This window comes from Acetonema longum DSM 6540 (genome assembly GCF_000219125.1).
GTDB classification, from domain to species: Bacteria; Bacillota; Negativicutes; order Sporomusales; family Acetonemataceae; genus Acetonema; species Acetonema longum.
Genome location: NZ_AFGF01000122.1, coordinates 1 through 12,505, shown reverse-complemented (window position 1 = coordinate 12,505; position 12,505 = coordinate 1). Strand labels below are relative to the sequence as shown.

Annotated in this window: 10 protein-coding genes and 2 pseudogenes; all 12 read left to right on the top strand. The window is 45.8% G+C overall.

Translation table 11 applies throughout. The annotated features are described in order from the left end of the window. The first annotated feature begins 447 nt into the window (after positions 1–447). A complete protein-coding gene (locus ALO_RS22510; protein WP_004096753.1) occupies positions 448–621 on the top strand; it encodes a hypothetical protein in 174 nt (57 codons plus the stop codon). A 394-nt stretch (positions 622–1,015) separates the two neighbouring features. Continuing rightward, positions 1,016–1,087, top strand: a complete 72-nt coding sequence (gene kdpF / locus ALO_RS23805) for a K(+)-transporting ATPase subunit F (RefSeq protein ID WP_072031851.1) — start codon at positions 1,016–1,018, stop codon at positions 1,085–1,087. A gap of 278 nt (positions 1,088–1,365) precedes the next feature. Further along, positions 1,366–4,002: a rifamycin-inactivating phosphotransferase gene (gene rph, locus ALO_RS13185; RefSeq protein WP_004096749.1), complete on the top strand. Its 2,637-nt coding sequence runs from the start codon at positions 1,366–1,368 to the stop codon at positions 4,000–4,002. A gap of 193 nt (positions 4,003–4,195) precedes the next feature. Continuing rightward, positions 4,196–4,434: pseudogene (locus ALO_RS23935) on the top strand (hypothetical protein); the annotation flags it as partial. A 3-nt stretch (positions 4,435–4,437) separates the two neighbouring features. Next, positions 4,438–4,761, top strand: coding sequence for a putative immunity protein (locus ALO_RS22855; protein ID WP_004096747.1), 324 nt, complete (start codon positions 4,438–4,440; stop codon positions 4,759–4,761). A gap of 842 nt (positions 4,762–5,603) precedes the next feature. Further along, positions 5,604–7,064, top strand: a complete 1,461-nt coding sequence (locus ALO_RS13175; RefSeq protein ID WP_004096745.1) for an Msr family ABC-F type ribosomal protection protein — start codon at positions 5,604–5,606, stop codon at positions 7,062–7,064. 221 nt (positions 7,065–7,285) lie between these two features. Then, entirely contained in the window at positions 7,286–7,939 is a 654-nt protein-coding gene (locus ALO_RS13170; RefSeq protein ID WP_004096744.1) for a Vat family streptogramin A O-acetyltransferase, read from the top strand. A gap of 147 nt (positions 7,940–8,086) precedes the next feature. Beyond that, on the top strand, positions 8,087–8,917 hold the full coding sequence (locus ALO_RS13165; RefSeq protein ID WP_040293441.1) for a nucleotidyltransferase domain-containing protein: 831 nt from the start codon (positions 8,087–8,089) through the stop codon (positions 8,915–8,917). Positions 8,918–9,581: 664 nt separating this feature from the next. Beyond that, a complete protein-coding gene (locus ALO_RS13155; RefSeq protein ID WP_004096741.1) occupies positions 9,582–10,004 on the top strand; it encodes a VOC family protein in 423 nt (140 codons plus the stop codon). A 154-nt stretch (positions 10,005–10,158) separates the two neighbouring features. Further along, positions 10,159–10,593 (top strand): VOC family protein, encoded by a 435-nt coding sequence (locus ALO_RS13150; protein ID WP_004096740.1) that lies wholly within the window; start codon positions 10,159–10,161, stop codon positions 10,591–10,593. A gap of 486 nt (positions 10,594–11,079) precedes the next feature. Further along, a pseudogene (locus tag ALO_RS23930) lies at positions 11,080–11,900 on the top strand (glycerophosphodiester phosphodiesterase family protein). 81 nt (positions 11,901–11,981) lie between these two features. Continuing rightward, the coding region (locus ALO_RS13140; protein ID WP_004096739.1) for a dihydrofolate reductase family protein at positions 11,982–12,505 on the top strand (524 nt) is incomplete at its 3' end.

Here is a 12,505-nt window from a genome sequence, read left to right as displayed (position 1 = left end):
CTCTCCCAGGTCTTTGCCTGATTCGCAGCCCTTTTTGTGTGGACGCAGCCTTAATGAATCGGTATCGATCTATCTTTGATGCTTGGCGAAGTAGGCTGCCGCCCTTTTTAAGATCTCGTTTTCTTCTCGCAAATCTTTGTTTTCTCGTCGCAAGCGGACGAGTTCTTGGTTTTCGGGCAGGATGCGTCCGCTTCCAACAAACGGTTTGTCCTGATTCTCCCGATACCGTTTCATCTATGAAGAAATTCGCTCATTGTTAAATGTTCCAGATGGATCGTTATCTAAATGAACAACTAGAGCGCCCACTATGACCGACATTTTGATATTGCCACTGACACATCGTTTTTCAGCGAAAATAATGACTATAAATTGATTTTAAATTGATTTCAGATCGACTAATTGGATATAAATATAGATAGAACTCTAACATAAAGAGGTGCAAAAAATATGAAAGCCATCATTCGTCCCATGACAGATTTGGCCAAAAAGATGGACGAAATTGAACGTTTTTGTATTATCGAAAGCCTACCGGTATACATCACGAAAAAGGGCACTGGCAGGCTGGTCGTCCTCGGTCACGAAACCTATGAAAATCTGATGTCCGAACTCGAAAAATTTTAAGAAGAAAATGAATTATATAAATCCCTGATTCAAGCGGCAGGCGAGAGCCGTAGAGGCGAAAGTCGCCCAGAGCGTATCCCTTTTTAGCGGAACGGGGATACTTACGGTTTTCCGTACACACGAACTATTCAGCCCTATGGGTCTGGAACGGCCCGGTTATCGAGATACATCGTATTTTGCACAACAAGAGAAACTGGACGCTGATTATGGGTGGTCCTGAAGATCTGGAAGAACCGGAATCCTCCGAATGATTCGGAGGATTCCGGTTCCTCATGGACTTTTGGGGCCTGCTCCTTAGGTGTTTGTCATCCCCGCCATTGTTAGTTTTGAGCGCCTCTCCTCTTTATAAATTTCATGTCCCCATTCCTAACTATGACTTCCATAGAACTTATGGTTGGCAGGAATCACCGCCGTCTTGTTACTGGTGTATTTACTTTACGCATTGTGGAAACCGGAGGAATTTTAAGATGATGACAGATATCATATTGTTTGGACTGTTTCTTGCTGTACTATTGCTCCTAGCTTGGCCCTTGGGCCAGTACATGGCAAAAGTGTTTACTATGGAAAAGATTTTACATTTTTTTTAGGTATCTAGGATCACTAACGAGAGAATAGTATTACTGACAGTAGTGAAATAATTAAGCCTTTATAGAATTAGAGCTAGCTATTTTTACGATGCAAGATATCTTATAATTTTTTAAAGATATTATTTTTAAGCCCACTATTTAAGAAAGGAGCGCTACCATGAATCAGTATGTGCTTTACTTTTCGGAAACGGATAAATCAAGTCTTGCCCTGGTCGGCGGAAAGGGAGCCAATCTTGGTGAATTGTGCCATATTTCAGGGGTTAATGTGCCTACAGGCTTTTGCATTACTACTCAGGCTTATACCGATTTTGTGAACCGAAGCGAGGAGTTCGCCAGACTGCTGGACGCTTTGCGGGACATAGAGGCTGAAGCGCTGGAAACCATCAAGGAAACAGGCCAGCGTATAAGGACGTATCTGGAAAATCTCAATATTCCTTCCCCTATCAGCCAGGAGATTATTCAGGCTTGGCAGAAAACGGGCAGTCAGTATGCCTATGCCGTCCGCTCCAGCGCGACAGCGGAAGACCTGCCAGGAGCATCCTTTGCCGGGCAGCAAGATACCTATCTGAACATCAAGGGAGAAAGTGAGCTGCTTGTCCATGTCCGCAAATGCTGGGCATCACTATTTACCGACCGGGCTATCGCCTACCGGGCGAAAAACGGCTTCGATCATCGCAAGGTGCTGCTGTCGGTAGTCGTGCAGCAGATGGTTTTTCCCGAAGTGTCCGGCATTATGTTCACCGCTGATCCGGTGACAGGCAACCGCAAGGTGATTTCCATCGACGCCGCATTCGGGCTGGGAGAAGCGTTGGTATCGGGGCGGGTAAACGCCGACCTTTACAAAGTGCGGAACGAGCGGATCGTCAAAAGGCAGGTTGCTGTCAAAAAAATGGCCATTTATCCCTTAGCCGACGGCGGCACGGAAGCGCGGGACATCCCCTCACAAGAGCAAAGCAAGCAAGCGTTGCCAGATGAGGCCATTCTGGCGCTGGCCCAGGTTGGCAGGCGAATCGAGGAGCATTTCGGAAGGCCGCAAGATATTGAGTGGGGCTATGCTGACGGTAGGATTTATATCGTCCAGAGCCGTCCGATAACCACCTTATATCCTTTGCCGGAATTGCCCGACGCTATGTCGGGAGTGTACGTTTCTTTCGGGCACGTGCAGATGATGACCGACCCGATCAAACCGTTAGGGATGTCGATTTGGGCGAAAACGATGGCGACGATCGACAGCCAGTATAGTATAGTGTCGGCAGGGGGACATCTGTACTTCGATATAACCGATACGCTGGCCTCGTGGCTAGGGCGGAAGACAGCGCCGGCCCTGTATAGCAAGTCGGACGTGCTACTCAGCAGTGCCATCACCGAGGTCATCCGCCATCGCGATTTCATCGCCACTCTGAAGCCACGCAAACGGGCCGCAGGTACGAAGTCGTATATGAGAAAAAGCATGGGTACGATGGCCGGAGGAATGTATGAGATGCTGTTCAGGGAGAAGATCGAAGCGCCTGACGTGACGGCAATCAGCAGCCAAATCCTCAGCGAGTTGCGGAGCGAGCTATCCCGGCGCTCGGGTCGGGATAGGCTGGATTTCCTTGCCAATCATTTCGGCAAGGTTTTTATGGTCTTTATGGACACGATAGGCAAGCCGGTGTTTGCGGCCTGGATGGCATCGCTGCTGATCGGCCGGCTGGCACGCCGCTGGCTGGGCGAATCCTCAGTGCTGGACGAACTGACCAAGTCGGCGCCGGGCAACGTGTCGACAGAAATGGGCCTGGAACTGGGTGACCTGGCTGATGTTATCCGGCCTTATCCGGACGCGCTGGAGTACATGAAGGGAGCGGACGACGCCACCTTCCTGGACGGCCTGGAGCGAGTCGAGGGGGGCGCGGCGATCCGGCTGGCATTCGCAGCCTTTTTGGCTAAATATGGCATGCGTTGTCCGGGTGAAATTGACGTCACCCGACCCAGATGGCGGGAAAAACCAACCCAATTGGTGCCATCCATCATCAGTCATATCCAGAGCACAGAGCCGGGCGAGCATCGTCTGAGGTTTGCTCAAGGAAGGGCGGAAGCCGAACAGGCAGTGCAAACGTTGCTGCTGCGGCTGCAACGGAAGCTGGGTGGCAACTTCAAAGCCCATCTTATGGGGAAACTCGTCAGGACGTATCGTGAGTTCATTGGTCTTAGGGAATACCCCAAATATCTGATGGTAAGTCTGCTCGACGAGTATAAGCGGGCCATCATGGAAGAAGCGGCAAGGCTGGCAGAGCAGGGGACAGTAGACCCGGCGGAGGATGTTTTCTACCTGACGTTGGAGGAACTGACGGCTGCGGTGACCACCGGTCGGGCTGACCGAGATAAGATTGCCGCGTTAAAGGAGAAGTATGCAGAATATGAGAAACTGAAGCCGCCGCGAGTACTGACCAGCGAGGGTGAGGCGATTGTCGGCTCGTACGCTCCGCGGGACTTACCTGAAGGAGCCCTGGCGGGAACTCCTGTTTCAGCAGGGGTTGTGGAAGGACGGGCGCGGGTTGTCACCAAGCTGGAAGAAGCCGATTTAGAAAAAGGCGATATTCTGGTAGCCCCTTTCACCGATCCGGGGTGGACACCCTTATTCGTTTCGGCCAGCGGTTTGGTTACGGAAATCGGCGGGCTTATGACCCATGGCGCTGTAGTAGCCAGGGAATATGGTATCCCGGCAGTAGTAGGCGTGGAAAACGCCACGAAGCTGATCAAGGACGGTCAGCAAATCCGGGTAAACGGAACGGAAGGATATGTAGAAATCCTGTAACAACAAAGTAGATTAACAGAGTGTACAGTTTGGCTGAAAAGAAAACACAGCCCTTGAAGCCAGGTGGCCCCTGGGTTTATGGTCTGTGGGAAATTATGGAATATGTTCTCTCGGACATAGTTAGAAAACATCAGGTTAGAATCTTAAAAAATACAATATGGTAATATGTTGTCAATCCGCGAAATTCGCGGATTTTGCGGCGTTCAAAAAGTACATCGGGTGTATCCCAGCGCTAAGGTGATAGAGCATTTCTTTGACCGATTGACAGAGTACAAGACAAGCAAAGGTGCGGTACAGCTGCCATACAGTCAACCGCCCACGCTTACGCATTGGGTGGTTGGCTATTCCGAGCGGATTATATTGCCGTTGTGGTGCAAGTATAATCCAAATGACCTGCGTCCGCAAAATGCGCTGAATGCCGCCCGCGAGTAGCTGGTGGGCGCAATCAAACTGCCGCAGGCAAAAGCAGCAATACTTGAGTGCCATGCGGCTGCTCGCGAAGTAGACGGGAATCCTGTTGCACAGGCAGCGGCGAGGGCAATCGGTCAATGCGCATCGACCATCCATTCCGCACGGCATTGTATCGGGCTTGCCTTGTATGGAGCGATAGCGGTTGCTTATGACCGGCTCGGGACTGATGCGCCATGGTGTCAAATCGAGCAAGGCGCCGCCGAGGAGTACGGACGTATGCTTGACGCGCTAGGTGCTGTTGCCATGGAGAACGAACCAAATCCAGCAAAAATCGATTGGAAATATTGACTATGCCTCAATGGTGTCCAGGACATTTCATGTGAAAATGATTAGGGTGATATTATGGACAGTTACACAAAGGAAGAAGTGGAAGAAGCTCTACGCATTATTTCTTCATCTATCATTAGATGTGAAAAAATACAACCAAAATTTGTGGAGGGTACCTCTCAGCATACACTCCTTAAGAACAGGATAAAAGCAATGTATATTTCAAAATCATTAATAACTGATGAGATCAGCAAAAGAGGTTAAATTATTGTTTATGTTCCTTCGACATAAGAAGAAAATATTAGGTCAGGCTCCAGGTGATTCCGAGTCGTCATAGCGGTTGCCATCATTGGCTATGTCGATGGTTGACAAGCCTGATGGTACTGTACTATACGTGTGAAGAAAATTTGACAACTATGGACTTGCTATTCTATAATAAAATGAACTCTTAAGGATAAAGGAGACGCCATATCTATGTTGCATTCCATTCGTATTAGATAAGCTAGCAATAAAAAAGCGATAAAACCATCCACAATTGTGGGCTTTTTTGTTGTGCTTACTTTACGAATTAGGACATGGATACTGGTGAGGAATAGCCTTTGGTGGCTATCCCTTTTTCCGGCGTGTCTTTTTTTCGTTGATTATGCAGACCAAAGCCCGCATTGCGGACTTGTTGGCCTGCATTTTTTATTGCCTAGACAACTATAAGCATGCATGATGCCAGAAAATGATTACGCAAGAATAAGCTGAAGAATACTAGGAGGCACGAATATGTACTATATCTTTTCATAATTCTCCCTGCTCAAATCGCAGGATATTCCTGCGGACAAGCGACAAAACTGCGATTTAACAGGAGGATTATAATGGAATTATTGATTAAAGCAAAAGACATCCGTTTAGAATATACCGGACGCGATGTTTTAGATATTGACGAACTGGAACTGTATGCGTATGACCGTATTGGCTTGGTAGGCGGTAACGGCGCTGGAAAAAGCACCTTGCTGAAAGTGCTTTTAGGGGAAATAGCACCACCCAGTTCCAAAGTAAGCCGTTTGGGGCAATTTGCCTACATTCCGCAACTGGAAGAAGCAGTTTTGCAAGAGGTAAACGATCACGCTCTGATGGGCAGGCTGGGAGTTGACCGGCTGGAAGTGCAAACTATGAGCGACGGCGAGGAAACACGGTTGAAAATCGCCCAGGCACTTTCCGAACAGGTGCATGGAATTTTTGCTGATGAGCCAACTTGTCATCTTGATCGGGAAGGTACGGATTTCTTAATTGGTCAGCTCAAATATTTCCCCGGTGCATTGCTGATTATCAGCCATGACCGATACTTTCTGGATGAGGTAGTGGATAAAATATGGGAATTAAAAGATGGGAAGATTACCGAATATTGGGGTGGCTACTCCGACTATCTGCGCCAGAAAGAAGAAGAACGCCAGCAGCAAGCTGTCCAATATGCGCAGTTTATTGCCGAACGGAATCGGTTGGAACGATCTGTCGAGGAAAAACGAAAACAAGCACTCAAGGTTGACCAAAAAGCAAAGGGTGCTGCCAAGAAAAACAGTTCTGAAAGTGGTGGTCGCCTTGCTCATCAAAAATCAACGGGCAGCAAGCAAAAGAAACTCTATAATGCCGCTAAAAATATGGAGCATCGTATTGCCGCTTTGGGGGATGTGCAGGCACCGGAGACAATCCGCACCATTCGTTTCCGGCAAAGTCAAGCCTTGACGCTTCATAACCCCTATCCGATTATTGGAACAGATATTACCAAACGATTTGGCGAGCAATTGTTGTTTGACAATGCCTCGTTTCAAATTCCGCTTAGGGCAAAGGTGGCGTTGACCGGAGGAAATGGCGCAGGCAAGACAACGCTCTTTCAGATGATCTTGAACCGGGAGCCCGGCATCTCTATTTCACCAAAGGCAGAAATCGGCTACTTTGCTCAAAACAGCTATAAGTACAATCGCAATCAAGGCGTTATGGAGTTTGTGCAGGAAGAGTGCGACTATCAGGTTTCCGAAATCCGCTCCGTACTGGCGTCAATGGGCTTTTCCCAAAGCGACGTCCGTAAGAAGTTGTCGGTTCTCAGTGGCGGTGAATTTATTAAACTTCAGTTAGCCAAACTACTGCTTGGCCGCTATAATATCCTGCTCATGGATGAGCCGAGCAACTTCCTGGACTTACCCAGCTTGGAAGCATTGGAAACGCTGATGAAAAATTATGCTGGAACGATTTTCTTTATTTCGCATGATAAACGACTTGTGGAGAATGTTGCGGATATAGTTTACGACTTCAGAGAAGGCAAAATAGTAGAGGTTTAGACTGAATGAGAAAGTTTAACTATCATCATCTCACAGTCCGGCCATAGCAGAACAAACGATTGACCCGTTTCTAGCTGATATGGTTGCAGAGTTAACTTTATTGTAAAGCCAAAGCAGTAAGCCCTCTATTCAAGGGCTTACTGCTGAAAGTTGAGTAATAGATAATTAGATTAACATTGAATGGCTTGAAGAGGTAGATGAATTGGAAAGGAAGTGCCAATATGCCGGTGGCCCCAGACAAAAACAAGCTGTATCCAAGCGAAAATATAAAAACGGTTTGCTATATAAAAAATCTGCCAGGCAAGCCTAATGTGGAGATTGGCAATTACACATATTACAGCGACAACACAAACTCTCCCGAAAACTTCTATGAACGCATCCAGCATCATTATGAGTTTCTTGGGGATAAATTAATCATTGAAAATTTTTGCGCTATTGCTGAAGGCGTGACATTTATTATGAATGGAGCGAACCACCGTATGGACGGCATTACAACCTATCCGTTCAATATCTTTGGTGGAGGCTGGGAGAAGGTTACTCCTGCAGTGGAGCAGTTGCCGTTTAAAGGAGATACGGTAATCGGTAATGATGTATGGATTGGGCAGAATGTTACGATTATGCCGGGAGTTAGGGTTGGTGACGGTGCCATTATCGCCGCAAATGCGACCGTAACAAAAAATGTAGAGACGTATGCGATTGTCGGCGGCAACCCGGCCCGATTGATTAAAAAGAGGTTCAGCGATGAAATGATTGAATTGCTGTTGAAGCTTCAATGGTGGAATTGGGATAAGCAAAAAATATTTGGTAATCTTGAGCTATTGGTTTCTGCTAACGATATTGCTATAGTTAAAAAGTTGTTGGAGAATGAAAAGTGAAGAGGCTAGAAGTGGCAGGTTCTGAAACATGACTCTCTAACCATAGAGGAGTTGACCAATGCACGAAATTACTATTTCGCGTATACGTGCGATACAGAGCCAACCCAGGAATTTAATAGTAATAACAGTATGATTGAGGTAAATGAAATGGATCAAATAGAAACCATATTACAATCGGTCAGCAACACTCTGACCCCTATTAAAGGGATAGCGGGTGTTGTCTTAGGCGGTTCAAGAGCAAGAGGTACTCATACTCTGGAATCCGACATTGATATTGGAATCTATTATCATAGCGATACCCTTGATTTAACCGCTTTGGACAGGGCAGCCACTGTGCTGGACAGTGAACACCGGACCGGTCTGATCGCACCTCCCGGTGCATGGGGAAACTGGGTTAATGGCGGTGGTTGGCTTATGATTAACGGTTGCCATGTAGATTTCATTCTGCGGGATATTCTGCGAGTGGCGCAGGCTATTGAGGATTGCCGGGAAGGCAGGATTGCTGCCCATTATCAAACCGGGCATCCTCATACTTACCTAAATGCCATGTACATGGGGGAGCTGGCCACTTGCAGAATACTCTCTGATCGCGATGGGAAAATACAGGAGATACAGGATAAAACCCATCCTTACCCACAGAACATGAGGGAGGCAATAATCCGCTTTTTTATGTTTGAAGCCGGATTTTCTCATATGTTTGCTGATAAGAACAAAAATAAGCAGGATGCGTATTATGTAGCAGCGCACCTGGTCCGCTCGGTTTCCTGTCTTAACCAGGTACTGTTCGCACTCAACGGTGAGTACTGCATCAATGAGAAAAAAGCTGTCCGCATGATTGACGGATTCCAGGTCAAACCGCCTGAGTATGGGCGGAGGATAGAAAATTTATTCTCGCTAGCCGGATATGAAGAAGAACAAGCATGTACATGTCTAAAAAATCTAATCGATGATGTAGAAAAACTCGTTCGAGAGGTTTAATAAAAGTTCTGCTGAAAAGAAAACACAGCCCGTGAGGCCAGGCGGGGGCTGGGTTCAATGGTTTTGAGAAATAATGGAATACGTTCCCTCAGACAAAGGAAGAAAACATCAGGTTAGAAACCTAAAAATAAAATAGGGTAATATATTTTCAACCTGCGAATTTTGCGGGTTTTTTGGTATAGTGGAATATTGTACAGGAATAGCGCATTGGTCGATATTTAAATGAAATTGATGCATAATAAAATTACAAAGCCAGGCTTCACTGTTAAGTCTGGTGAGAGCAGCTTAAACGGCGAGATAGTCTCGCAGGTTGCAGGGTACGGGCGTATTTCGAGCATGGAGATTGAAGGCGTGATTGGCGACTATATCAAAGACGCTACCTGCATCTGTACGGACGCAGGTAAGAACTTCATCACTTACGCCAAGGAGAAGGAATTGGAGCATTATGTCCTGAACGTCCGTAGAGGCGAGAGTGTTAAAGGCTCATCATGCAGGATTTCTAGATGAAGCATCGCGGGACAGGCATGAACAGGCGTGGCCGTTGGTTCTTGCTCAACTAGAGGATAGGCTAACGAAGTTTTCTCATAGTTAATGTGCAATATTTTTATAATGCGAAGATAAACAGGACTTTGTCTATCCATAAAAAATAACTGGAGGTAAAAACATGGTCACACCTTATATCACATTTGCAGGAAATTGCAATGAGGCATTGGAGTTTTACCAGACTGTTTTTAATAGTGAAGTTCTGATGTCCCTGCCATATGGGGATTATGTACCGGAGGGTGTTACTGCCCCGCCGGCAAATCTGAAAGACTGGATTTTGCATGCCGAAATGAATATCTGTGATACAGTCTTTTGGTTTGCAGATGAAATAGCAGAGCCAGTGTCCAAAGGTAATATGATAAAATTAACTACAAAAGTAGCCTCAGCACAAGCGGCACAAAAAATTTTTAATGTATTGAGTATTGACGCTCAAATCACTCTTCCACCGACCGCTACATTTTATAGCTCATTTCATGCAGGGCTTACTGATAGGTACGGCGTAAGTTGGAATATTGTTGCCGAAGAAGCGCCCAACCGGGTTTAGCTTCAAGAACCTTATAATAATATGCAAATTCCAATTTGTTTGTCTGAGTACGAGCACAATGGGAAGTTCATAAGTGAAATTAATTTATTGTGAGAATAGCGAGTACCAATTGTAGCAGAATTGAAATGACGGATTTTATTTAAGGGGGCTTTACATGACCGGTGTAGAAATTGATATGGTTATTACAGACAGCTTGAAGGCATTGGAATTATACGAAAAAGTATTTGATCTTCAACGTGTTGAGGTTACAAGCTTTCCAAAAGGTGAAAATGAAGTCATTTTTATCCTATATGGAGTACGCTTTCACATGTTGGATGAAAACCCGAAATTCGGTTTGAAAGCTCCAACTAAGGATGAACCCCAGTCGATTTGGTTTAACATCACCGTTCCTGATATCAAGGAAGCATTTTCAAGGGCCATCAGCACGGGCTGCACAGAGCTTCAGCCAGTGACTGAATTGGCGGATTATGGAGTGTCGAATGCTATTTTCAGTGATCCTTTCGGCTATCAATGGATGCTGCATCAAGTGCACAAAGAAGTGAGTTTTGAAGAACGCATACGACTTTGGGAGGACAAACGGGATAGTTAATAATTGCTGTGTCATAAGCATAATAAACTTGGTTAAGACGTTGAGAAATCAATGTTTTTTCCTTATATAATTACGTGGAGTGTTGCGTTTGGCTGAAAAGAAAACACAACCCTTGAAGCCAGGCGGGGACTGGTTTCAAGGGTTGTGAAAAAATATGGTATATGTTTCCGCAGACATAGGCAGAAACCATCAGGTTACAATCTTAAAAAATACATATGGTAATACGTTATCGACTCGCGAAAGAGTTATTACCTCGAATAACAGCATTTGAACATGTTAGAGAAACGTTCGTAAAAGCTTGGTCTCTGCCAATGATATCGTTACTGTTAGAAAGTTGTTGGAGAGTGAAAAGTGAAGAAAAAAATATTTTGGTTATTTCTTGCCTTGATTGGTTTCATTTATTTTAACAATAGCTCTTATTTTGCCGAGGAACGGACGGGAAAACCTTTACTTCTTGCCCATCGGGGACTTGCCCAGACTTTCAGCATGGAAGGGATTACGGGCAAAACCGATACCGCCAAACGTATTTATCCACCAGAGCATCCCTATTTAGAAAATACCATTGCATCAATGGAAGCCGCCTTTCAGGCTGGAGCTGACATCGTTGAACTTGATGTCCACATAACCAAAGACGGGCAATTTGCTGTTTTTCACGACTGGAATCTTGATTACCGGACCAACGGGATAGGTGTCACCAGAGATTACACGATGGCGGAATTGAAACCGCTTGATGTGGGTTACGGTTATAGCGCCGACGGCGGAAAACCTTTCCCTTTCGTGGTAAAGGCGTGGGATTGATGCCTTCGCTTGATGAGGTACTGGCTTATTTTCCGGAACGGTCTTTTCTGATTCATGTCAAAAGCAACGACCCGAAAGAAGGAGAACTGCTTGCTCAATATTTGTCCAAGTTTCCCGTAGAACGTTTGAATCAATTGGCTGTGTATGGAGGCGATCAGCCCATTGCCGCCGTTCACGCAATGCTTCCTGACCTTCGTATCGTGTCAAAGGCAACCTTGAAAAAGAGCTTGTTCTCTTACTTTGCGATAGGATGGACAGGCTATGTTCCAACGGCTTGCAGGCACACCCAATTGCATATACCTGAAAAGTATGCGCCGTGGTTGTGGGGATGGCCCAACCGGTTTCTGAATCGAATGGCAGACGTTGATACTCGAGTGATTCTTGTTGTCTGGGAAGGGGAATTTTCAGCAGGCTTTGATACACCTGAAGATATAAAACGTCTCCCGCCTAATTATACAGGTGGTATATGGACAAATCGCATTGATAGAATAGCACCTTTGTTTCACTAATTCTTATAGATGATAATCCATTGACGTTTGACAAATCAACGATTGCTGCTTACGGCGGTCAGGCTAGGGGGGCTTGTTTAGATGCGAAAAGTAATTTTAGATTTGGCTGTAACGTTGGACGGGTTTATCGAAGGTCTAAAGGGTGAAGTAGATTGGTGTATCATGGATGAGGAAATGGCATTTGAGCAGTTCCTAAGCAGAATAGACACAATCGTATATGGTAGGAAAAGCTACGAGTTATGGGGGGAATATACCCCTTCTGATAAGGCTTCTGAATGTGAAAAGCAAATCTGGGCACTGGTTCATAGCAAAAAGAAAATCGTATTTTCCACCACATACACAGAATCAAGTGGTGAGGTAAAATACATTAATTGCAATATCGAAGCGGAAATAAGGAAGCTCAAGCAGGAACCTGGTAAAGATGTATGGCTATATGGCGGATCAAGTTTAATTTCCACATTTATAAACCTTGGGTTAGTGGATGAGTATCGACTATCTGTTCACCCGGTTGTGCTTGGAGCTGGCAAACCATTATTCGAAAGTTTGCATGAGCGGCTCAGCCTTGTACTTACGGTTGTGCGAAGATACAGCTCGGGAGTGGTTCA